This is a genomic window from Methanobacterium sp., assembly GCA_030017655.1.
In the GTDB taxonomy this organism is placed as follows: Archaea; Methanobacteriota; Methanobacteria; order Methanobacteriales; family Methanobacteriaceae; genus Methanobacterium_D.
In genome coordinates, this window is record JASEIM010000006.1 from 60441 (window position 1) to 84293 (window position 23853).

A 23853-nucleotide genomic window follows, 5' to 3' on the forward strand; every position below is an offset into this window, starting at 1 on the left:
ATGTATATAGAAAAGGTAAAAAACAAAATGAATCTACCGAAAACGGTAAGAATATTCGATACGACACTAAGAGACGGCGAACAAACACCAGGAGTCGCAATTACAGTAGATGAAAAGATAAGAATTGCAAAAAGACTCGATGAACTTGGTGTTAATGTAATAGAAGCAGGATTCCCAGCAGCTTCAAGCGGTGAAAAAGAAGCAGCACGTGAAATTCTGAAACTGGGTCTTGATGCTCAGCTCTGTGGTTTGGCAAGAGTATTAAAAGAAGATTTAGATGCAGCTATTGACAGCGGCGTTGACTATATACATACATTTGTGGGAACATCCCCTTTACACCGAAAATACAAGCTTAAAATGAGTAAAGAAGACATTTTAGTTAAAGCAGTAGATGCTGTGGAGTACATAAAAGATCATGGAATCATAGCTGAATTTTCAGCAGAGGACGCCACAAGAACAGAATTCGATTATCTAAAAGAAATATATAAATCCGTTGAAGATGCAGGTGCAGATTACATAAATGTGCCGGATACAGTTGGAGTAATGGTCCCAACTTCCATGAAATGGCTTATAAGCCACCTTAACGAATATTTAAGCATTCCAATAAGCGTTCACTGCCACGATGACTTCGGCCTTGCAGTTGCAAACTCTCTCATCTCTATAGAAGCAGGGGCCAGCCAGGTACATGCAACCATAAATGGATTAGGCGAAAGAGCGGGAAATGCATCCTTAGAAGAGGTTGTAATGTCATTAATCACTGAATATGGCATTGAAATGAATATAAAAACGGAAAGGCTTGTAAATCTATCTGAATTTGTGGCAAGAATTACTGGAATCAAAATGCCCCCAAATAAAGCCATAGTGGGAGAAAATGCCTTTGCACATGAAGCAGGAATTCATGTACACGGCGTACTTGCAAAAGCAGAGACCTATGAACCTATAACTCCTGAAATGGTTGGACACACAAGAAGAATTGTTCTAGGAAAACATACCGGTGCAAAAGCCATTAAATCAAAACTTGATGAATATGGTATAGATTTAACTAAAGACCAATTTGAAAAGGTTTTTGATCAGGTTAAATCTCTTGGAGATAAAGGTAAATGTGTTACAGATGCAGATTTAAAAGCTTTAGCTGAGAGCATAATTGGAAAAGCAAAAGAAGAGATTGTAAAACTTGAAGGCTTCTCTGTAATGACTGGAAACATCGTAATGCCTACAGCTACCGTAAAACTCAATATTGGGGGAGAAATAAAAACAGCAGCAAAAACTGGTGTTGGACCTGTAGATGCAGCAATAAATGCTATTCAAAGCGTTGTAGGCGATATAGCAGATATAGAACTTCAAGAATATAATATAGAAGCCATAACTGGCGGTACAAACGCTCTTGCAGAGGTATTTGTGATAATGGGAGATAAAGAAGGAAATCGTGCAACTGGAAGATCTACAACAGAAGACATAGTCATGGCCAGTGTAGAAGCAGTATTAGACGCTATAAATAAGATACTGATATTAAGATAATAGATATCCAATATTTTGAATTATATTACATGAAAAAGGTATTAATATGTATTATAATATACTTATTTAAATTAGAATATACGGAGAATTAACAATGGGTAGTGCCAGGATTCTAATAGTCGAAGATGAAAGAATCACCGCAGAGGACATAAAGGGAGCGTTGGAAAGCGCGGGTTACAGGGTCCCTGCTTTGGTATCTTCTGGTGAGGAAGCAATTAAAAAAGCTGAAGAGTCTCGGCCTGACTTGATTCTCATGGATATCCGACTTGATGGTGAAATGGATGGTATAGAGGCTGCAGAAATAATTAGGGAGGATTATGGGATACCAGTAATATATTTAACTGCATATTCCGATACTTTTACGGTGCAGAGAGCTAAAATCACTGAACCTTCAGGATATATCCTTAAAGAACCATTTGGATTTATCCATAAACCTTTTGAGGAGAGTGAACTGCATACTGCAATTGAAATAACACTGTACAAGAATAAGATAGAAAAACAATTAAGGAATCATGAGCAATGGTTTCGGACAATACTTAACAATATAAATGATTCCGTAATCACCACGAATTCTAAGGGGCAGATTAAATTTATGAATCCAGCAGCTGAAGATATAACGGGACATTTAAAAGGGGATGCTATGGGTAAGAACCTGGAAGACGTATTGGGGGTCTTAAGTAAAGAAATACGTCAGATGAACGAGGCACAGGATCTTTCAATAAGTTTCTTTGATAAAGTTATTAAAAAACCCGTTGATGGGACTGATATTACAATAAGGGGCAATATTAGCTCTGTTAGGGATGAAATGGATAACATTATTGGATTCTCCATAATATTCAGGGATTTTATGTGATGTTTGTTCTAAATTATTTTCCAATACCTTAATTTTTATTATTTTTATTCTTTAAATTGTTTTAATTTTGATATTATAACTAAAATATCCTTTTAAAGGGTATTAAGACAATATTTAAATTTTATAAATAAAAAATCCTTCAATTATTTACTTTGAAGTCTCAAAAAGAGAAATAAAAAACATAAACTATATATATTAATTACAAGATTATAATAATAATATAAGGCCATATTAATATGGTTATTCTTTGGAGGTTGAAGAAAAATCCTTTAGGATTTTTCTGAACCCCCCAAAAATTCTTTGAGTTTTTTGGAGGTTTAAGAAAATCGTAGATTTTCTAAACACCAAAAACGAAGTTTTTGGAGGTTAAAGTGATGTCAGAGGAAAATGTTGTATACATTGGAAATAAACCCGTAATGAACTACGTTTTAGCTGTTGTAACACAGATGAACGGTGGAACTTCAGAAGTAATTTTAAAGGCAAGAGGAAGAGCTATAAGTAGAGCTGTAGATGTTGCTGAAATCGTTAGAAATAGGTTTATATCTGATGTTGATATAGGCAATATTGATATATGCACAGAAGAAATAATGAGCAACGAAGGCACAGCTACAAATGTTTCAGCTATTGAGATACAGCTTTGCAAGTAAATCAGTAAAATAACTCCAAACTGAAACCTTTTAGGTTTCATTTTCATGCCAAAAATCATAGATTTTTGCACCCAAAAAATTTTTTAATTTTTTGAGGTTGAAGAAAATACCCAGTATTTTCTGAACCCAAAATCGAAGATTTTGAGGTTTTGATTACTTTATCAACTATATTTTCAACTTTTTATAATTTTAAAACTATAAAATTAATTTTATTAAAAAATAAATTATAGATGGATTTTATTCCATCTTCAAACAAATATATGCTTATTCTTTCTTTCTACGCATGATAATGGCCCTAATTACTATTAAAGCAATTATTATTCCGGCCACTATACCAACAATGTAGTATAAATACTCTGAAGTTGGGCCTGTTTTTTTCTCATTATCCAGTGCGTAGAGGTATCCATCTTCGCCACCTACGTAAATATCATCACCATATACTATTGGAGATGATGTAAATGGTGTATTAAACAAATAATAGCCGGGTGAATAACTCCATTCTTCTTTACCACTGAATTTATTTAAAATATAGACAGTTCCACTATCAGAACTTACTACAATGTAGTCACCCATGAGTGCGGGTGTTGATTTTACATTACCTACATTTGCTGACCATTTCAGCTTTCCATTCCTCATATCCAGACAGGTAATGTTTCCATTATCTGCTCCTATAAAAAGGCTGTTGTCATTTGAATCAAGAAGTGGGGATGATTTAATAGGGTCTCCAAAATTATATGACCATTTAACAGATCCATCATTTGTATTTAGTGCATAAAACACTCCATTATCCGTACCTTCATATAATACATTATTTCTAATGGCTGGAGAAGATCTTACTGCGCTACCAGTATCAAATTCCCATATTTTTTTACCATCTTCGGTATTTAATGCATATATTTTTCCATCATCTGATCCAAAGTAAATGCTTCCATTGTAAACTGCGGGAGCAGATTTTATATCATTTTTGCTTTCAAACTCCCATTTCATTGTACCGTTTTTAGTATATATGGCATATAAACGCTTGTCATTAGATCCAACATAGATGGTTCCATTATATATTGCGGGAGAGGATTCAACACCATTCCCTGTTTTATATTTCCAGATAGAATCTCCATTTTTCTTATTTAGGGCATAAAGATAACCATCTTTTGAACCAAAGTATACATTATCTCCATTAATAACTGGGGATGAAATTATATCTCCCCCTGTTTTATAATCCCAGACCCTTGTACCATCCTCTAAATTTAAGGCATAGAAACTCCCATCTACAGAACCGAAATACAGGATTTTATCTGAAATCGCAGGAGAAGATTTTATGGCCCCATTAGCTTTGAAAAGCCAGGATTCAGGAACAAAATCTGAAGCTTCATCCAGATAGCCTGTGTGATCCAGATTTGCATGGAACATGTTCCAATCCTGTGCTGTAACTGGTGCAATTGTAAATGGGCCTGCTAAAATGCACATTATAATAAATCCAATGAGTATATTCTTTTTTTCGAACAATTTAATCACCTAAATTTTTATCAAACTTTTTAAATGTCTCTGTTAAATCTGGTAACTCCCAGTGCGAAAAACAGAGCTGTAAATCCTAAAAGCACCGCTATTTCCATCCATATATCCCCAATACCTGCTCCTTGTAACATTACACCTCTCAGAGCGTTATTGGCATAGGTTAAAGGTGCTATATAAGCTATTTTCTGGAATATCCAGGGCATGGTTTCGATGGGGTAGAAAACACCGGATACAAACATCATAGGCATGGAGAAAGGCATCACCATCTGGACATAGTCTTCCTGGGTACTGACCCTGGCAGAAACCATTATACCAAAACCTACAAAACATAATGCCGTAATTACAAGCAGGAATATCGTAAGTAACATGCTACCGTTTATAGTAATGTTAAACAATACCATAGCCGCTCCAATCAGTACCAGAGCCGTAGCAGTTTGAATAACTAATCTTGATATGATTTTACCACCTACTACAGTAGCAACACTAGTAGGGGTCATAAATAGTCTGGCTAGCTCTCCCCGTTCACGTTCCCCTGCCAGTGACTCTCCCATGCTCATCATAGCCCCCATCATCACGGTCATGGCCAGAATTGCAGGCACCAGAAAGTCTATGTATGCAATATCTCCATATAATCTGTTAATCTGGAAATTAATGGAGTTCATTATACTTTTTATATCAAGAGATTGCTGCTGCGCTTGAACAGAACTTTGCTGTACTTGTATGGCTGCTGCTGAGGGTTGGGAAGGTGTTAGATTCATGGCTTCTAGCTTTTGCATTCCTAATTCAACTGAAATTTGATTAAAAAGTGCCTGTGTAGCTGGAAGAACTGCAGTAGTCGCCATCTGGTCTGACGAATCAACTTCAAATAATACACTTTTTGGTTTTGTATCCGTCATATCGTCATAATTTGAAGGTAAAATTATGGCTGCTCTGACTTCACCGCTTTCAACCATCTGTTTTGCTTTATCAGGGTCTGTTATTATATCTTTAACGTCATAAAGGCCCATTTCCTTAATCGCATTAAGTGTAACATCAGTTACCTGGCCATGACTTTGTTCTACTACAACAACAGGAATATTTTCCAGTTCTCCTCCCATACCATAACCAAAGAGGGTTATCATAATTATGGGGAATAAGAATATTGAAATTAAACGTGGTTTATGCCTCCATAGAACCAGAAGATCCTTTTTAATCATCCACATGATTTTTTTAGTTTCAACCATTATTCTACACCTCCTTGTGTCTTTTTAGAGGTAACCCTCATGAAAACTTCTTCTAAGGAAGGGTCTTTTGTAGCTATGGACGTGATATTTCCTCCAAATTTAATTATATCTGCTATGACCTTGGTTATTGCATCATCTTCGTCATCTATATCCATAGTTATTCTTCCAGAGGCATGTTCTTTAACATCATGAACTATTGGTAAATTATTAAGATGACTCAACATTTCTTCGTCCTTGTTATTTATCATCACACTTAACTCTTTTAAATTAAGGTCTTCATCCCCCATATTATCTTTCATGTGTTCAATCACCGTTTTATTTTCAGGATCGGTTTCTTCAAGTATTTTTTCAAGGGCTTCAGAAACGTTTGAAGTAATTGGTCCTCGTTCTTCTTTTATTTCTTTAATCATGGTATCTTTAAGCCCTTGTGGAGTATCAAATGCAGCAAGTCTACCTTGATTGATAATTCCTACATCATCACAGAGTAATTCTACTTCGTACATGTCATGTGAACATAATATTATTGTATGGCCCTCTGCGTTTAGTTCTTCAACCAGGTCCCATAAAACTCTCTTTGTTGTTGGATCTAAACCTATTGTAGGCTCATCTAAGAATAAAATATCTGGTTGATGTATTAAACTTGCAACTACTGAAGCTTTTTGCTTCATACCTCCAGAAAGCTGTTTTACAAGCTTGTCTTCAGCATATTTTATGTCTACCATTTCCATTAGTTCGGCTGCTCTGCTTTCTTTAAGATCTGAGGGAAGTCCATAGTAGTCAGCGCAGAGATATACATTTTCTTTAACTGTAAGATCTGCATAAAGACTAACAAGCTGAGGTACCATTCCTATTTGTTGCCTAACTTCATCAGGATTCTTTAAAACATCATATCCCGCTACATTGGCGGTTCCTGATGTTGGAAAAATTAAACAGGTAAGCATTTTTATGGTGGTTGTTTTTCCAGCACCATTCGGACCTAAAAATCCGAATATGGTTTTATCTTTAACTTTCATGTTGAGAGCATCAACAGCTAAAAAATCACCATACTGTTTTGTAAGATCGAATGTTTCTATAGCATATTTCATATAATTCAGCTCCTATTGTCCTCCTTATCAATTAGCATGTCCTTAATGAACTCTAACCAAAGACTGGATTTATTTTCTCTTGCAATTTGGGCCATGGCTTTGAATCTGGAAAGGGTTTCTTTACCTTCCTCAGTTATTTCGTAATATTTCACTTTTCGCTTCCCATGATGTTCCCAGAATCCTTTTATAAGTCCATTTTTTTCCAGGTCGTGCAGTACTGGATATATTTTACTTGCACTGGGCATTTTGTTTTCATAAGGGGTAGATTCATGGAGTTTGGTCATAATTTCGTATCCGTGTTGTTTTTTCTGGCTAATGAGCCATAATATCATTGTGTTGGCAAAACCTCTCATCAGGCCTTTCATTAACTTTTTTTCATACTTGGACATTTTTTTCATAAGTTTGTGATGTTCTTGCATCGTTTTATGGAATTTTTCTTCTTTTAAATCTTTTATGTCAGAAGAATTAGGTTTATTCGGCGCCTCTTCATCATCCATATATTTGCCTCCATTTCTCATATGTATCAAATTTCGATATAATTATTTTTGATATATCAATTTTCTATATAAATTTTTTGATCCAAATGATTTAATTAGACAAATCATTAAAATTGATATCATGAAAATAGGATTCTCTACATTAGCACTATTTATGAGTTCACTGGAACAATTTTTAGAAACAGCTTCAGAAGACGGTTTTCAGCTGATGGAAATTTTGTGTGAAGGCCCATACTGGCCCAGAAACATGTTATTGATGGATAAAAAGGAATTTGAAGTGTTTGAATCATATAAAATTGATGTATATCTACATGCCCCCACTATAGATCTTAACCCGGCAAGTCTTAACCCTGGAATAAGGGAAGAAACATTAAAACAGCTTGAAGAAACCATTGATTTTGCGTCACATATTGGTGCAAAGGCAATAACCACACACCCTGGTTTAATTCACAGATTGGAAGATAGAGTAAGGAATTTAGGAATGGGCTATTCCATTGAAACTCTTTCAAAGGCCAATAATTATGCAGAAGATATTGGAATTATATTTTCTGTTGAGAATATGCCTAATAGATATGCATATTTCTGTAACAGTTCTGAAGAACACAAATTTTTTATTGAAGAATGCGGTTCTTATGCTACTGTAGATACAGGACATGCTAATACAAGCGATGACCCAAAATCTTTTTTTAAGATGAAGAAAATAGCATATTATCACTTAAATGATAATGATGGGAAAAAGGATCAGCATCTGACTTTAGGAGAAGGAACATTTGATCTTAAACTGCTTAATATGGTTGATAAAGGTATAATTGAGTTAAATAACTATGAAAACATTTTAAAAAGCAGAGATTTACTGCTTTCAAACAGATTTGTATAAAAACCTAAAAAATGTATATTATGTGTTAAAGAGTTATTAGAACTTATTTCGGTGGTTAGATGGCGAGTAAGGTATATTTTTCGGATTTTAGATCAAGGAGTAGTAGGGAAAACAAAATAAATAAGATTAAAAAACTTTTCAAAGCTGCAGGATTTGAAAACATAATCAAAAAAAATGATCTAACAGCCATTAAACTTCATTTCGGCGAAAAGGGGAATGATTCCTATATAAACCCTGTTTTTGTAAGACAAATTGTTGATGAAGTTAAAAAAACAGGAGCTAAGCCCTTTTTGACAGATACAAATACGCTTTACTATGGGAGTAGGCATAATTCAGTTGATCATCTAAATACAGCAATATTGCATGGATTTGATTATGCAGTTTCAGGAGCACCTATTATAATTGCAGATGGAATTAATGGGGAGAATGAAATAGAGGTTGAAATTAATTTAAAACACTTCGAAAATGTTAAAATTGCAGGGGATATAGAAAAATCAGATTCAATGGTTGTGCTCTCTCATTTTAAGGGCCATGGGATGAGTGGTTTTGGAGGAGCCATAAAAAATCTTGCTATGGGATGCGCCTCACCTGCAGGTAAATTAGAGCAACATGAATGCGCTAAACCAGTAATATCAGAAAGATGTATAGGTTGTGGTAAATGTATGGCAGCGTGTCCAGTATCTGTGATGTATACAGAGAATGGAAGGACTAAAATAGATTATGAAGCTTGTATTGCCTGTAATAACTGCTTAATGGTATGTCCTGAATCAGTAATTGACCTCGACTGGGAAAATATACAGCCGTTCATCGAAAAAATGACAGAATATGCCTATGGGGCAATTAAAAACAAATGGGATAAAGTTTGTTACATTAATTTTTTAATGGATATCACCCCTGATTGCGATTGTGTTCCATGGAGCGATTCCCCAATTGTTCCAGATATAGGGATATTATCATCATATGATCCTGTTGCACTGGATACAGCAAGCTATGATCTTGTAAATCAACAATGTGGATTTACCGATTCACTTTTAAATCACAATCATGAGAAAGGTGAGGATAAATTCAGAGGACTATATGAAAAAATTGATGGCGATATCCAGATGAAATATGGGGAAGAAATTGGCTTGGGAACTATGGATTATGAGTTAATTATATTATAAAATAATGTTAAAGTTTTTCATCATGTTTTAAATCACTATAGGTTAAAATATGGCAATAGATGTATGGGAATCAACTAATCGTATTGAAACACTTGTAGATGGAATATTTGCAATTGCAATGACTTTACTGGTTTTGACTATTGATGTTCCTCAACTGCCAGATACTGTAAGTAATGTGGCATTGCAGAGCACTTTAATTGGTTTATGGCCGAAATTCTTTGCATATGGATTGAGTTTCATTCTTCTTGCAATATTCTGGAGAATGAACCACCAACAATTTTATATAATTAAACGCACTAATACCACTCTTTTACAGATAACAGTTATGTGGCTTTTATTTGTTGCTCTTGTACCTTTTTCAGCATCGCTAACCTCAGAATATGGTCACCTACAATCTGCAGCGATATTTTTTCATATTAACATGTTTTTAATCGGTTTTTTTCCAGCATTAGCCTGGTATTATGCTGTAAAGAAAAATTTTATGGATGAGGGGATAACTCTTGAAAGAATCAATGAAATCCAAAAAATTCACCTGATTTTGCCCTTTTTATCCTTAATTGCAATTTTTATCTCTTTTTTAACTCCTTCCTGGAGTTCACTGACATATGCTTTCCATCCTCTGGTTAAAAAAATAATAGGATATTTTTAGGCGTAGTAGAACTGATATATTAAAGCCAGGGATAATATTGAACTGAATATCAGGGCAGCACTGGTAGTAATTATTATTCGTGTTGAAACGCTCCTTTTAGCTTCTTTACCATGTATTCTTTCTATATCTTGCTTATAACGCCAGTAACCTACTATATAAAATCCAATACTTGATAATATAAATATCAGGCCAATAGCAGTTACTAAAATAGATTTTACTCCTTCACCTAAAAATCTGGCTATGAATAAACCACCAACAACTGCAGTGAGACCGCTGCGCACCCATGAGTTGTATGTCCTTTCATTGGCCATTACCACCTGTTTACGTGCTAAATCAGTCTGTTTTTTCTTGTATTCTACTTCACCTTGATGGTAGTTTTTCAATTAAACCCTCCGATTTAAAATTAATTTGATCTTATATTTTATCTTACTATTTAATATAAATATATTACTTTATGAAAATGATTATACCTTCTTAAAGACTTAAATAAGTAAAATAAGGCAAATTTATTTTCAAATATTAAAATAAAATAGTTATAATGCATCAATTATTTTTTGAAGGGGAAAATACATAAATATTGGGCATATAATCAATTTCTATTATTACATTATCCAATTCAACGTCCAGAACATGCCCTCCTGAATTTCTGTCCACACTGATAAAATGAAAGTGATAATCATTGAGATTGACGCTTCTTGCAGATTCTGGACACCAGAATCCAACCATTGTCCCATTGATATTGTTAAAATAAAAAATGGACTGATTTTTCAATGCATCAGTAAGATTAGGGTAGGGTTCATGTTGTTTAGGAGGGCTTCTGGCTTTAATACTTGAGAAACTGCCCATTACTTTAAATGAATAGAATAAATTCTTGGAAGGAATAGTGGTATTCAGATACTGTTGAAGTTCTTTATAGTTCATACTTTTATTTACCACTAATATTTTATCCGGATTAAAATCAGTTACCATGGCAAATGGAATCATATCTGAGTTATTAGCAAGAAGAACAGACCCATCTGATTTGGCCTGATATATATAGCCGTTTAATTCAATCATTTCTCCATCGAGACCGTCAAAAGTACCTATACCCACATCACCATGCATTTTTAAATCCCCTGAACTTATAATTCCTTCATAATGTCCTGCAGATAAATCCTTAAATGTTGATACCTGAAATAAAATATCTTCTTCTGAAGGGGAGGGATCATCGTAAAATAGCAGTGCTGCAGAAACAGATATAAGAACAAATAAAAGGAGAAAATAATTTTTTGCCATATGATTATTTTTATTAATATACTTATATATAAGACTTGATCATCTGATTTAATGTATAACTGAAGGTGAGAAAGGATGAGCTGTTATATTCGATATATGAAATCAACTCTAAATGAATTAGGAATTAATCCAGAGACAAAAGAAGATAGAAAAGTTATCGATAATCATATAAGAGAAATTATAGGTAAAGAAAGCAGTGATAAATGTAATGAGGTGTGGAGAGAAGTTAAAATCTGGTTACAGGATGAAAAATTGAAGGAAAAAATGATTGAAGGATTAAAATCTTAAAATTCAATATCAAGAATTTCCTTAATATTGCCTACAACAACATCAGCAGCATCATAAACTTTTTGTGGGGTTTCTTCTTTTTGTTGTAGAGTTAAAACACCAATATCTGCCTCTTTAAGGGCAAGTATATCATTGGCACTGTTCCCTACCATCATAACTTTATATTTGTTTTTTAATTTCTTAATGATCATCATTTTCTTCCATGAATCTGCTGTATCGAATACATTTTCTTTAGGGAGCTTTAAAAATTTTGCAAGTTCTTTTAAGGAATCTCTCCTGTCTCCTGATGCTATAAAAATTTCAATATTTCGCTTTTTAAGTTCATCAATAACTTCAGGGACTTCATCGAAGATTTTTCCACCTGCTGTTATTGTAAATTCGATTTTTTTCTTTTCTAAGCTCACTATAAATCCAGATCCACTGCATATCTGTATATTATATTCTTTATCAACTACAGCATTTATGCTGTCCTGTATATCGCTTACCATTGCGCTATCTTCTTTAATTGCTTCAAGAAGTTCATTTTTTTTGATATAATGTGCAGAATAGCTGATATCAAAATCAATTTTATTTCTTTTTATGAACTCATAAATTGTCTGGTCAGGTCTGGCGTTTATAATACATTTTGCAGGGTTAGTTTGCAGCACTACAAGCGCTCTTTTGACACCATTATCCACAATGTCTATTGAACTCATATCCTCAATTATCAACCCTGTTTTCAGATCTTTCAATGCTCTGAATCTTTCTATGAGCGTACCTGAATTATCGAAGACAACAGCTTTCATATTTAGTAATTAAGTCCAGTAAGTTATATAACTTTAAATATTAAATAATCAAGAATAAGTATTATATTAAACTATTTTTAAAACACTCAATAGAAAATATATTCCCAGGAGGATTAAAAAAATCCCGCACGCTCTCATTACAACTTTGTATGTTCTATCATTCATTAACTTTGTCCCATGACTTGAAAAAAATGATATAATGCTGTACCACGAAAGATCTGCAGACCAGTGACCTATAATAAATCCTAAAAGACCCACAATGCCTGCAAGTTCCAGTCCCTTATACATAAAAGCGCATCCGACACTTGCCCACCAGATAAAGAAATATGGATTGGATAAACTTGTAATAATCCCATTGAGAACAGATCCATGTTGAATACCGGATTTTTTTGAGTTATTCACGTTGTTAATGGTATTGTGCAACTCATTAGAAGATATTGAAAGATTGTAACCCATATAAATGAGTACAGCGCCCCCTATTATTCCAATTATAAGTGCTGCAGTTTGTGAACCAATAATCCAGCCTACTCCTGCAAGTATGGCAACCATCATGGCGCTTTCTGTCATGATATGGCCTAAAACTACTTGAGGACCCGCAATAGGCCCTTTCTTTACTGAGTCAGATATGGTAACAGTAAGCATTGGGCCAGGTACAAGGGCTCCGGAAAGGCCAACTCCAAAGGATGTTAATCCAAAAAGGATTATTTCAATCAATTAAACCACAGTTAACAATTTATAAAGAAAAATCAGAATAATATTAAAAGAAATAGAGGATTAACCACATTTATTTAAGACTTTCATGATTTCGGATAAATGATGATCAATTGTCTCTATTTCTTCCTTTTTAATTGAGTTTGTCCGCATTAGAATCCTGAAACGCTCGAGAACATGTCCCATCTTGTTAAGTACGTCATTTCGATATATTTTTTCCTGGAACATTTCATCACCACTCTTATTAGGATTTTCATGCACATAAATTTAACTAATCAAGAAAATTCATTTTCTGACCAGTTTCATTTTTCACTGCTTTTTCATAAATGTTCCACGCAGTGACAATGTCCTGAACTGCAAGTCCGGTTGAATCAAATATTGTAATATCTTCATCTGAAGTTCTACCTGGAACTTTACCTGTAATAACATTACCAAGAGTTCCCTGAATATCATTTCTTCTTAAAATGCCTTCAGCAACAGGGATATTGATTTCACCGCTGTGACTTGCCTGTTCCCAGCAGTCAATAAATATTTTGGATTTGTAAAACATGTGGCTGTCCAGTTCCTGTTTACCTGGGGCGTCCGCACCCATTGCGTTAATGTGGGTTCCGGGAACTATCCATTTTGATTTAACTATGGGTTCTCGAGAAGGAGTGGTGGTAAGAACAACATCAGCACCTACAACTGCTTCTTTTATTGTTTCGGTGGCTTTAGCTTCAATTCCATATTTTTCTGTGATGTGCCTGGCGAAATTTTCACGTGTTTCACATGTTCTGCATGAAACTCTAACTTCTTTAATGTCCATTACTTCGTTTATAGCTTCAAAACCTGTTTGTGCCTGTACTCCTGCACCTACAAGCCCTAAAATCTCTGAATTATCTCTTGCAAGGTGTTTTGTGGCAACACCGGCAGCTGCCCCTGTTCTCATATTTGTAATCCATGTTCCATCCATGATAGAAATTGGAAAACCTGTTTTAGGATCTACAAGCTCAATTATGGCCATTACTGTTGGTAAACCATGTTTACGGGGGTTATCTGGATGTACATTAACGCATTTGACTCCAGATTCGTTCATCCCCCGGATAAAACAGGGCATTATCCTCAGATCTCCCCTGAATTTTTTGTAGAAAAGATATTCTTTAGCTGGCATTTCAACTTTACGTTCTGAATGAACCTGAAAAGCAGTTTCAACACTTTTAATAACTTCTTTCATGCTCATAAGTTCTTTAATTTGGCTTTGATTTAGAAGGATTGTGTCCATAGATACACCTCACATTTACTCTGTATCTTTATGTTGTTAAAACTGCTTAAATATAACTATTTGAGCATGAAGAGACATATAAAGTGAATTTATGGTAATTAATAATTGATTTAAATATTTATTATTTTTAAAAACATATCTAATGTCTATTATGTGTTTAAAACTGATTTTATGAATAAAAATTGTTTTTACAGTTTAAATTTTAATTCTATACAGAATCTTTCCATAAAATTAAATAAAAAGAGGAACATTCTCTTTATAATCTTTATATTCTGGAAATTCATTTGAAATTTCTTCCTCTTCGGTTTTACATACTCTTATATATTTATAAATCAATATTGGGGCCAGGACTACAGTAATAATTGTCGGCCACCCAAAGAGCCATCCCAGTATAATCAAAATGAATCCTAAATACTGCGGATGCCTTGAATAAGCATATATTCCATCTGTAACCAGACCATCTTCTTTAGTGCTCCTGTAAAGCTTGATCCAGCCCGTAATAATTATTGCCATTCCAATGAGCATCAAAATTGCACCATACGTCATGGCAATATCCATCCCGAATCCAACACCTAAAAAATAGAAATTCACAATATTTGGTGGAAGTTGTGTCCCCGGGGTAAAGAAGTACTTTGATGCAAAAAGAACCGTCAGCGGAATTCCATACATTTCTATAAATAGTGAAATGAAAAATGCACTGACCAGACCATATTCTACCCAGTTTGCCTTTCTTCTATAGGAAAGGGGAATTAAAAATGCCATAAAAAGAAGGATACAGAGTATGACGATGTGCCATTGTTGTGTTATAATGCCTGTAATTACATTACTTGAGAGATAAACATAGAAGTGATAATAAAAACCGTTAAAATAGATTATAGGTATTAAAAAAAGGGATAAAAGAAGAATTCTTGGTAAAAAATTTTTAAAGTTCCTCATTTAAAGTTCCTCATGAAAGATATATTCATTCATAATTTTTATTTTTGACTAAATTTTTGTGAAATTAATCTAAGTTTTTATAGTTAGCCATTAATATTTAATATTGGATATAAAATTGAATGTTATAATATTTATAAACTGAATTTTACATAAATTTCAAGGTGTTTCTATGAATCTTTTAGATAAATCAGAATCAATCAAAAATCATGAAATAACAGCAGTAGATAATTTAGAATCATTTTTAAAGGTTATAAAAAAGAAAAACCCTCAAATAAATGCATTCTTAGAAATTAAAGAAGAAGAAGCAGTACAAAGTGCTGAAAAAATTGATTCCAAAGTTAAAAAAGGCGAAAAAGTAGGGAAACTTGCAGGGTTAACAGTTGGAATTAAAAGCAACATAAACATCGAGGACTTTAAAATTACAGCCGCTTCAAAAACTCTTGAAAATTATGTGGGAAGCTATAATGCCACAGTTATAAACAGAATAAAGGATGAAGATGGTATAATTCTCGGTACAACTAATATGGATGAGTTTGCAGCAGGTAGCTCAACTGAAACTTCTTATTTTGGATATACAGAAAATCCTGCAGCTCCTGGAAGAATACCCGGCGGCTCAAGTGGGGGAAGCGCAGCCGTAATTGCAGCAGAGATGTGTGATCTGTCTCTGGGATCAGATACTGGTGGTTCAATTAGAAATCCCGCCTCTCACTGTGGAGTTATGGGATTTAAATCAACTTATGGGGTAGTTTCAAGACAGGGACTGCTGGACCTTGCAATGAGTCTGGAGCAGATAGGCCCATTTTCTAGGGACGCTGCTGGAATGGCTTTAATGCTTGATTCCATTGCAGGTTATGATCCAAGGGAATGTACAACTATAAAAGAAACTCCAAACTTTGATAGAATAACTGAAAAATCACAAGATGTTCTAAAAGGAATGAGGCTGGGTGTAGTAAAAGAATTCTTTGATGTATCTGATGATAAGATAGTGGATATAATTGAAGAGAGCATCGATAAAATGACCGAGATGGGTGCTGAAGTAGTAGAATTAAGCTTCAAATATCTTGATTTATGCATCCCTACCTATTACCTCATAAACTATGTTGAGTTCTTCTCAGCAACAAGAAAATATGATGGCCGAAAATATGGATACAGAATAGAAGACGTGTGTGGAGATGAAGTTTTAAGAAGAATACACATGGGATCGTATATCAGCCAGAAAGAATACAGTGGAAAATACTATAAAAAGGCATTACAAGCGAGATCGTTAATTAGAAGAGAAATCACAGGCCTTTTAGATGATGTTGATGCTCTGATTAGTCCAACTGTCCCAAAACTTCCCCATAAACTTGGAGAATCATTAAATCCTATGGATATGTATGCTTACGACGTTCTAACCGTTATTGCAAACCTTGCAGGAATCCCAGCAGGAAGTATGAAGGCAGGAGAAGTAAATGGAATACCGGTTGGTCTTCAAATCCAGGGAAAACCACTGGATGATGCCAAGATCATTGAGCTGATGGCAGGAATTGAAAGGATAGAATAAATATTCTTTAACTGATAACAGTCATTCAAGTGAATAGAAATGAAAAAAATAGGTCTTCTATATGTAAAAGGCTCCTTACCTCTTTTTGAAAACTTCGGTAACCTGCCAACACATATTGTAAAGGAAAACGGACTTGTGAATGGTAAAAAAACCCACGAATCTCTTGATGGACTTATAATACCTGGTGGAAGCATTATAGAGTCACAGAGTATTACTGATGATCTAAAGACAGAAATTCGGAAGATGGAAAAAGAAGAAAAATTTATTCTGGGAATGTGTTCAGGTTTTCAACTTCTTTCCAATAAAATAGACATAGGAAGACGTTCTCCCTGCCCAATTGAAAGGGAAGGGCTTGGAATTCTGGATGTATCCTTTAAACCGATGATTGGAACTGACAGGGTTGAAGCAGAAATCATTGATAACTCTTTTTTAACCAGGGGAATGGTTGGAGAAAAAGTAACAGGGTTTCACTGCCATACTTATGGATTAATTGAAGGAAATGCAAGACCTCTTTTTTTAAGCACAGTTAAAAGGACAGATTATCATGATAACCCTCGAAAGATTTTATCAGGTGTTAGAAATGATGAAGGGAACGTTGTAGGGACCATGGTTCACGGATGTCTTGATGAAAGCCCAGCGCTTGTAGATAATATTTTTAGATTTATAGATGCATCTGAACAGGATATTTTAGATATAAGGGCTGTAAATAAAGAGCTTTTAACAAAAATTAAAGGTGAAATAGGAATAGATACAAATATATATGCAAAATCAGTTAATCGAGAAACCTCAAAAACCAATAGTCTCCCCAAAACAATAATGATTGCGGGGACAGGGTCAGATTCAGGTAAAACTTTTTTAACAACGGGCATTGTTGGAATTTTAAGGAAAAAAGGCTATAAGGTAGGTTTATTAAAGGTGGGGCCGGATATAAGGGATATAGTTCCTTCTCTTTATCTTAATAAAGAAAATATGGAAAAGTTCTCATCAATTAAAATCGGCGGGCTGGGATGGATGGATTTAGAAAAAATACTGGAAGAACTGGCACGCACGAATTATGATATCCTCCTTATAGAGGGGGTAATGAGCGCATTTACAGGTGCTTTAAATGAGAAAACACCCTTTTCAACGGTTGAAATAGCAAAATCCGCCAATATTCCGGTTATACTGGTTTCATCCTGCAGTAAAGGAGGAATTGAAACTGCCGCAGTTGATATTGTCGGCCATATATGTGTTATGGATAAGCTTGGAGTTCAAACAAAAGGCGTTATTTTAAATAGGGTCTATGATAAGTCCATATCAGAAATAGCATCATCTTTTATAACCAGAAGAGCAAATGTTAACGTAATTGGTGAATTACCAAAAATTAAAATGGCTGACAGGGGTAATACGCCTGAAGTGGAGATAAGGATTGAAGAATTCTGCTCGCATGCCATGAAAACTGTTGAAGAACATTTAAATGTTGATGAAATAATTAAAATTGCAAAAGTTCCAGAATTCAGCGGTTATATATCTTATAAAGATATTATTAAAGGTTTCAGTTAAAAAAAGTTTAAAAAAGTAGAGTTTTAAAGATTATTTGTTTTAAACTCTTTATATGCTTTAATTACTTCTTCTCCACTTAAAAAGATCAATCCCTCTTTTTCAGCGTATTTCTGAACTTCGGTGGTTGGGAGTGAATTTCCAGTTTCATCATCCATCATTTCACAGCAAACACCAACGGGAGTTAGCCCAGCCATCTCAGTAAGTGCAATGGTCATTTCTGTATGTCCCTGGCGCTTTGTTAAAAGCCCTTCTGAACCTCTAAGAAGTGTTACATGTCCTGGAGCTCTGAAATGTTCTCCAAAGTGGGTGTAATTCTCATTTTTACAAAGTAGAGCAAGTTCTTTTATTGTTAAAGCTCTGTCATTATCGGTTATTCCAGTAAATGTTTCTCTATGATTTATTGTTAGGGAAAAAGCAGACCTTTCATCGTATGGAATGTCAGTTGGTGAAAGTTCAGCCAGTAATGGGTATTTATCCTGTGCAGCTTCCATAACATCAGTCATGAAGGGTAATCTAAGCTTTTCAGCTTCTTCATGGGATACTGCAGTGCAAACTAATCCTCCTGCATCATTTCTCATCCTTGCAAGGTGTTTGGGAGTTATAAGTTCTGCTGCAACAATCATATCAGTTTCTCGTTCTCTGTTATCACTATCAAATACTAGAATGATTTCTCCATTTTTAAATGCTTTCAGTGCATCGTTTATCATTTGATCGTAACTCCTTTAGGTTATTTCTAAAATTTATAAATTGGACTAAATTGGTTATTATATTGAGTATACTTAACTATTTGCATAAAATTATAATATCAAAATTCAATATTCAAACCTGATTTTAACAGAATCTCCATCTTCAACATTTAATTTCTTTTTAATATTTTCTGCTGCTATAAATTCAAGTATGTTCTCTCCATGTGTGGTTTTTTTTGGAAAAACGACAGCTCCATCTATTTCTTCGTTTAAAACAGCTTTTATAAGAAGCACATCTCCAAAATTTTCCTTACCTTTAATGATTTTCAGCTTATCTTCTGGAATATCATGAATATTATTAATTTCTTCCGTACCAATTTTGATATTCAGAGTACCTGGAAATGGGCTGAAATTAAGCTTATCTTTAAATTGTGTTTTGTATACAGGTAAAGACATGAAATATGCTCCTTTTCCCTGCCCTGATGTTATAATTCCTTTAACTTCCATTTAAATCACTATATATTTTTGATAAATTTAATAATTACAAATTTAAATATTTTAAAATTAAATATTCTGTGCTAATTCTTTCATCGTCTGTGTAGCTAATATATGAGCTGATCTTATTGGTTCTGGCATTATAAAATGCGATGTTTTTTGTACAATGCTAAGTGCGGTATTCAAAGATATTTTATGCCCAACACTGATGCATTTATGCTTATCACATGCCCCAACGGCTTTATCTTTGATTTTTATGATTTTAAGTGAATTATCATACAGTTTGTAATTTCCATCAATTAACCTTTTTGCAACTCCAATTGCAGGCACATCCATGAGAAGCCCTACATGAGAAGCAAGTCCAAACCCTCGAGGATGCATGATACCATGCCCGTTAACCATTAAAACATCAAATTTACTATCAAGGGTTTTTAAAACCGAAACTGCTGCATCAGCTTCTCTAAAACCTAAAAAACCGGTAATGTAGGGAAATAAAACTTCAACTTCTAAAGTCTTCTCTTCTAAAACTTCAATTGTATTGAAATCAACCACTACAGCAGCAGCAACTGCAAAACTGTCCTTGGAAAATGATATATCTACTCCTACAACGCTTTCAATGTCTTCAAAACAATCTTCTTCTATTATTTTCTTTGAAAGATTGTTCTGAATGTTTCCAAGATATTGTGTTAAGTTACAGGAGCACATAACAATTCACTCGAAAATCCCTCAAAATTCGTAGAATTTTGCATGTTTGAGAAACAAAGTTTCTCAACCGGAAAAACCTTAGGTTTTTGCATACGTCAAAATTTTCAATTTTGACAGTTTTCGAGGGTTAAAACCTATTCCTCAAGTTTACATGATATTGTACAGAATACAGGACCTCTTACATCAATTGCTTTATTTTTACTTGTAATGTAGTTTAATGCAACATCATCAAGCCTTAAATTTATATCAGAGATGGATCTTGATATTGGTACCCTTACAGTGACTTCTTCTTTACTGCTTACGACCATTTCTTCAATTTTATAAGCTGCAAAAGCTGCAATACCATCCATATAATTGATATCAGTTGATATTCCTTTATTCAGGGCTTCTAATGCTTTTTCATCTTCAACATCTTTTACCGGAACCCCAACTATATCCCCGTGATTTATATAGATCTCATTCCATGCAGCAGGTCCTAAGAGCTTTGTACCTTTTTCAGGTTCTACAGCCTTTAAATGTATATTTTTACCTAAAAATTCACCTTTAAAGACTGTAAATTCACATGGAGACGGTGCATCACTGTTTTCCTTAAATGTAGTAATGATATTGTTCATTAATACTCTACCTTCTTCTGTTGCAGGATAATAGTTAATTCTAAGCATTGATGCTATTTCTCTATCTGAAAGCTTCCATTTTCCATAAGTTTGAGGGTAAACCATTGCCCTTATATCTTCCTGGTTATAAAGGAGCATGGCTATTCTTTCAGCTCCAACGCCGAGATTAAGAACTTCTTTTTCAATACCGTACCTAGCAAGTGCAATTGGTGAGTATAATCCGAATGTGGCGACTTCAACCCAGTCCTTGAGCTTTGGATGGTATCCATAGACTTCTGTTTGAGTTCCTAACGTATAATATTTAGATTTTTTCTCATCAGGAGTGAATTTGAACTTTTCAAATCCGAAGTATTCGAGAAGACTTTCAGATATGGCTTTACCATAGTCCAGTGAAATTTCGTCATCCATAACAACACATGAAGCGGAATGATAGGTCATAAGGTGACTGGCATCTTCTCTCTGTTCCCTTCTGAAACATCTGTCAATGGAGAAGAGTTTTATCGGTAACGGGTATTTATTATGAATATTTTGGAGCGTGATAAACCACCCGGAAGTCATATGGGATCTTAGGGTTGTTTTTGATGGAATTGGTTTTAATTCATGGATTTCTGGAAAGACTTTCTGGAGAATACGAAGGCCCAGATCATCCCCCACTTCCATGGCTGCGGAAACATCATGAACAAGGTCATCCCCACTTACATCGCCTTTTTTATATCCTCTGAAGACTTCTTTGAGGCTATTTATCTTTTCTTCATTTAATGAAACTCCAATCCCCTCAATAAGTTCGATTTTATCCATTCCAATGCCTATATCTGGTCTTGGAAGTCCTGAAAGATAAAAACATCTGTCTAAAACTGCTGGAGCTTCAGGGCCGAACTGTTTGTAAATATGCTCCTCTTCAATAAAAACAGGGTTTACAGCTTCTTCAAAACCCAAATTTAAATAAGCATTTCTCAAATTAGAGATGGTATCATAGAGCATATGAGTTTTACCTGTTTTAAGGTGTATTCGCGGATACTGGTCATCATGATGAGGTTTATTAATTGTTTGGGAGGTCATCATCCATGCCTTTTCAAAATCTTTCTTTGCAAGCTTTATTATTTTATTTTTATCCAAGTAATGCCCCCTGGAGTCTATTTAAGTTGTTATTAAATCTTTGTTAAGTTTGAATTTGATTTTTTTAAATTTTAGGTTAATAATAAGAATTTTGAATTGATCCTTTTTATATTTAGTTATAACTTAGGCAAATCAAATTTAAATAATATTTAAACCTAAATTTCATTATGGAAAGAGAAATTTATGAATGTGATGTTTTAATTATAGGTTCTGGCGGAGCAGGATGCAGGGCCGCTATAGAAGCTTCAAATCATGATTTAGATATTATAATAGTTTCAAAAGGGTTATCTTTTAAATCAGGATGTACTACACTTGCAGAAGGAGGATATAACGCTGCTTTTGCAGCTGTTGATCGTGCTGACACTCCTGAAGCCCATTTTGAAGATACACTTAAAGGTGGGGCTTATTTAAACGATTCTAATTTAGTTAGAATTCTTGTTGAAGAATCTCCCCAAAGGCTCATTGAGCTTGAAAAGTTTGGAGCTCTCTTCGACAGGCAGGAATCTGGAGAAATTAACCAGCGGCCTTTTGGTGGACAGACATTCAGGCGGACATGCTTCCAGGGAGATAGGACTGGCCATGAAATGATGTCAGCCCTCAAAGAAGAGGTCATTCGACGAGATATTAAAACAATGGACGAAATAATGGTCACGTCCCTTGTTATGAGCGAGGATGGCCAAAAAGTTATTGGAGCAGTAGGATTATCACTTAAAGACTCTAATTTATTAGTATTTAAGGCAAAATCAGTGATCATTGCAAGTGGAGGTGCAGGTTGGCTTTATCCTGTGACTTCAAACACTTTACAGAAAACTGGAGACGGATTTTCAGTTTCATACGAAGCTGGGGCAGATCTGATTGACATGGAACAGGTTCAGTTCCATCCAACTGGAATGATTTTTCCAGAATCACGTAAAGGAGTTCTTGTAACAGAAGCTGTACGTGGAGAGGGTGGAAAACTCATCAACGCCAAAGGCGAAATATTCATGAAAAAATATGACTCCAGAGGGGAGCTTGCAACAAGGGACGTTGTGGCCAGAGCAATATACAACGAAATACGAGAGGGAAGAGGAACTCCAAGAGGAGGAGTTTACCTTGATGTTTCTCATCTTCCAGATGAAGTGATTGAAGAAAAACTGGAAACAATGCTTCTACAATTCCTTGATGTAGATGTGGACATCAGAAAAGAACCCATGGAAGTTGCACCCACAGCACACCATTTTATGGGCGGTATAAGGATAAATGAATTCGGTGAGAGCACAGTAAAAAATTTATATGCTGCAGGTGAAGTAACTGGTGGTGTACACGGTGCAAATAGACTTGGAGGTAATGCCCTTGCAGATACTCAGGTTTTTGGAAAAAGAGCGGGCGAATCAGCAGCTAAAAACGCTCTCAAGGGAGAAATTGAATCAAATGATGCATTTATTGATGCAGAAGAAAAACGCATCAAGAGCTTCTTTAAAGACGGGGATGTTTACCCATTTGAGATAAAAAAAGAGCTTGAAGAAGTAATGTGGAAAAATGTGGCAATAATAAGAAATGAAGAAGGGTTAAAAGCTGCATTAGATCGCATAAAAGAACTTAAAGAAATGCTAAAGGATATGAGGGTAACTGATGTTGTAAGCTATAATAACGACCTTCTTGACGCCCTTGAAGTGACAAAAATGCTTGAAATAGCAGAAATCGTTACAAAATCTGCACTTTTACGTGAAGAAAGTAGAGGGGCTCATTACAGGGAAGATTATCCAGATACAATGGATGAATGGAAAAAGAGCATTGTTTTTAATAAAAGCGGGAAAATAAGGTTTATTGAAAGATAAAATATAAAAAACACTATTATTTGAATTTATTTTTAAATTTCAAGAATGAAAGGTC

25 protein-coding genes are annotated in these 23853 nt (G+C 34.6%); 10 read left to right on the forward strand and 15 right to left on the reverse strand.

Features of this window, described 5'->3' with window-relative positions; translation table 11 throughout:
* The 3 genes from QMD61_04285 to albA all read left to right on the forward strand — a co-directional run bounded on the left by QMD61_04285 (position 1) and on the right by albA (position 3018).
* Complete coding sequence (locus tag QMD61_04285) at positions 1-1518, forward strand: 2-isopropylmalate synthase (GenBank protein ID MDI6723842.1); 1518 nt, start codon at positions 1-3, stop codon at positions 1516-1518.
* Between the two features lie 94 nt (positions 1519-1612).
* The gene (locus QMD61_04290; GenBank protein MDI6723843.1) at positions 1613-2371 is read left to right on the forward strand and encodes a response regulator; all 759 of its coding nucleotides are present in this window, start codon (positions 1613-1615) and stop codon (positions 2369-2371) included.
* 374 nt (positions 2372-2745) lie between these two features.
* Positions 2746-3018 carry a DNA-binding protein Alba gene (gene albA, locus QMD61_04295; protein ID MDI6723844.1) on the forward strand — a complete coding sequence of 91 codons (273 nt, stop codon included), beginning with the start codon at positions 2746-2748 and terminating at the stop codon, positions 3016-3018.
* 264 nt (positions 3019-3282) lie between these two features.
* On the opposite strand, the gene QMD61_04300 is transcribed toward albA, so the two are convergent.
* From QMD61_04300 to QMD61_04315, 4 genes are read right to left on the reverse strand one after another with little or no spacing between them, the layout of a single operon-like run.
* Positions 3283-4521 carry a PQQ-binding-like beta-propeller repeat protein gene (locus QMD61_04300; GenBank protein MDI6723845.1) on the reverse strand — a complete coding sequence of 413 codons (1239 nt, stop codon included), beginning with the start codon at positions 4519-4521 and terminating at the stop codon, positions 3283-3285.
* A 29-nt stretch (positions 4522-4550) separates the two neighbouring features.
* Positions 4551-5753, reverse strand: a complete 1203-nt coding sequence (locus QMD61_04305; protein ID MDI6723846.1) for an ABC transporter permease — start codon at positions 5751-5753, stop codon at positions 4551-4553.
* Entirely contained in the window at positions 5753-6838 is a 1086-nt protein-coding gene (locus QMD61_04310; protein ID MDI6723847.1) for an ATP-binding cassette domain-containing protein, read from the reverse strand. Before QMD61_04310 ends, QMD61_04305 begins: the two co-directional genes overlap by 1 nt.
* A 5-nt stretch (positions 6839-6843) precedes the next feature.
* On the reverse strand, positions 6844-7335 hold the full coding sequence (locus QMD61_04315; GenBank protein MDI6723848.1) for a PadR family transcriptional regulator: 492 nt from the start codon (positions 7333-7335) through the stop codon (positions 6844-6846).
* Between the two features lie 121 nt (positions 7336-7456).
* On the opposite strand from QMD61_04315, the gene QMD61_04320 reads away from it, so the two are divergent.
* The 3 genes from QMD61_04320 to QMD61_04330 are packed head-to-tail and all read left to right on the forward strand — an operon-like array spanning position 7457 to position 10024.
* The gene (locus QMD61_04320) at positions 7457-8212 is read left to right on the forward strand and encodes a sugar phosphate isomerase/epimerase (GenBank protein MDI6723849.1); all 756 of its coding nucleotides are present in this window, start codon (positions 7457-7459) and stop codon (positions 8210-8212) included.
* A gap of 59 nt (positions 8213-8271) precedes the next feature.
* Positions 8272-9375, forward strand: coding sequence for a DUF362 domain-containing protein (locus QMD61_04325; protein MDI6723850.1), 1104 nt, complete (start codon positions 8272-8274; stop codon positions 9373-9375).
* Positions 9376-9424: 49 nt separating this feature from the next.
* Positions 9425-10024 carry a TMEM175 family protein gene (locus tag QMD61_04330; GenBank protein ID MDI6723851.1) on the forward strand — a complete coding sequence of 200 codons (600 nt, stop codon included), beginning with the start codon at positions 9425-9427 and terminating at the stop codon, positions 10022-10024.
* On the opposite strand, the gene QMD61_04335 is transcribed toward QMD61_04330, so the two are convergent.
* Together QMD61_04335 and budA are read right to left on the reverse strand one after the other, a co-directional pair.
* Positions 10021-10407, reverse strand: a complete 387-nt coding sequence (locus tag QMD61_04335) for a DUF202 domain-containing protein (GenBank protein MDI6723852.1) — start codon at positions 10405-10407, stop codon at positions 10021-10023. The two genes, QMD61_04330 and QMD61_04335, sit on opposite strands and share 4 nt — an antisense overlap.
* 160 nt (positions 10408-10567) lie before the next feature.
* Complete coding sequence (gene budA, locus QMD61_04340) at positions 10568-11299, reverse strand: acetolactate decarboxylase (protein ID MDI6723853.1); 732 nt, start codon at positions 11297-11299, stop codon at positions 10568-10570.
* A 75-nt stretch (positions 11300-11374) separates the two neighbouring features.
* Between budA and QMD61_04345 the strand changes: the two genes are divergently transcribed.
* Positions 11375-11587 (forward strand): hypothetical protein, encoded by a 213-nt coding sequence (locus QMD61_04345; GenBank protein ID MDI6723854.1) that lies wholly within the window; start codon positions 11375-11377, stop codon positions 11585-11587.
* Here the strand turns inward: QMD61_04345 and QMD61_04350 are convergent.
* The 5 genes from QMD61_04350 to QMD61_04370 form a co-directional block, all read right to left on the reverse strand.
* Positions 11584-12372, reverse strand: coding sequence for an HAD family hydrolase (locus QMD61_04350; GenBank protein ID MDI6723855.1), 789 nt, complete (start codon positions 12370-12372; stop codon positions 11584-11586). The two genes, QMD61_04345 and QMD61_04350, sit on opposite strands and share 4 nt — an antisense overlap.
* Positions 12373-12438: 66 nt before the next feature.
* Entirely contained in the window at positions 12439-13086 is a 648-nt protein-coding gene (locus QMD61_04355) for a LysE family transporter (GenBank protein MDI6723856.1), read from the reverse strand.
* Between the two features lie 60 nt (positions 13087-13146).
* Complete coding sequence (locus tag QMD61_04360) at positions 13147-13311, reverse strand: hypothetical protein (GenBank protein MDI6723857.1); 165 nt, start codon at positions 13309-13311, stop codon at positions 13147-13149.
* Between the two features lie 43 nt (positions 13312-13354).
* Complete coding sequence (gene ala, locus QMD61_04365; GenBank protein MDI6723858.1) at positions 13355-14344, reverse strand: alanine dehydrogenase; 990 nt, start codon at positions 14342-14344, stop codon at positions 13355-13357.
* A gap of 231 nt (positions 14345-14575) precedes the next feature.
* Positions 14576-15280: an isoprenylcysteine carboxylmethyltransferase family protein gene (locus QMD61_04370; protein ID MDI6723859.1), complete on the reverse strand. Its 705-nt coding sequence runs from the start codon at positions 15278-15280 to the stop codon at positions 14576-14578.
* Between the two features lie 169 nt (positions 15281-15449).
* Here QMD61_04370 and gatA point away from each other — a divergent pair, with 169 nt between their 5' ends.
* Positions 15450-16823, forward strand: a complete 1374-nt coding sequence (gene gatA, locus QMD61_04375) for an Asp-tRNA(Asn)/Glu-tRNA(Gln) amidotransferase subunit GatA (protein ID MDI6723860.1) — start codon at positions 15450-15452, stop codon at positions 16821-16823.
* A 39-nt stretch (positions 16824-16862) separates the two neighbouring features.
* Positions 16863-18365 carry an AAA family ATPase gene (locus QMD61_04380; protein ID MDI6723861.1) on the forward strand — a complete coding sequence of 501 codons (1503 nt, stop codon included), beginning with the start codon at positions 16863-16865 and terminating at the stop codon, positions 18363-18365.
* A gap of 23 nt (positions 18366-18388) precedes the next feature.
* Here QMD61_04380 and ribB read toward each other — a convergent pair whose 3' ends face one another.
* The 4 genes from ribB to sepS all read right to left on the reverse strand — a co-directional run bounded on the left by ribB (position 18389) and on the right by sepS (position 21981).
* On the reverse strand, positions 18389-19072 hold the full coding sequence (gene ribB, locus QMD61_04385; GenBank protein ID MDI6723862.1) for a 3,4-dihydroxy-2-butanone-4-phosphate synthase: 684 nt from the start codon (positions 19070-19072) through the stop codon (positions 18389-18391).
* A 105-nt stretch (positions 19073-19177) separates the two neighbouring features.
* Positions 19178-19558, reverse strand: a complete 381-nt coding sequence (locus tag QMD61_04390; GenBank protein ID MDI6723863.1) for a CTP-dependent riboflavin kinase — start codon at positions 19556-19558, stop codon at positions 19178-19180.
* A gap of 57 nt (positions 19559-19615) precedes the next feature.
* Entirely contained in the window at positions 19616-20251 is a 636-nt protein-coding gene (locus QMD61_04395; protein ID MDI6723864.1) for an endonuclease V, read from the reverse strand.
* Between the two features lie 134 nt (positions 20252-20385).
* Entirely contained in the window at positions 20386-21981 is a 1596-nt protein-coding gene (gene sepS / locus QMD61_04400) for an O-phosphoserine--tRNA ligase (protein MDI6723865.1), read from the reverse strand.
* Positions 21982-22148: 167 nt separating this feature from the next.
* Here sepS and QMD61_04405 point away from each other — a divergent pair, with 167 nt between their 5' ends.
* Entirely contained in the window at positions 22149-23798 is a 1650-nt protein-coding gene (locus QMD61_04405; protein MDI6723866.1) for a fumarate reductase subunit A, read from the forward strand.
* The last annotated feature ends 55 nt before the right edge of the window (positions 23799-23853 follow it).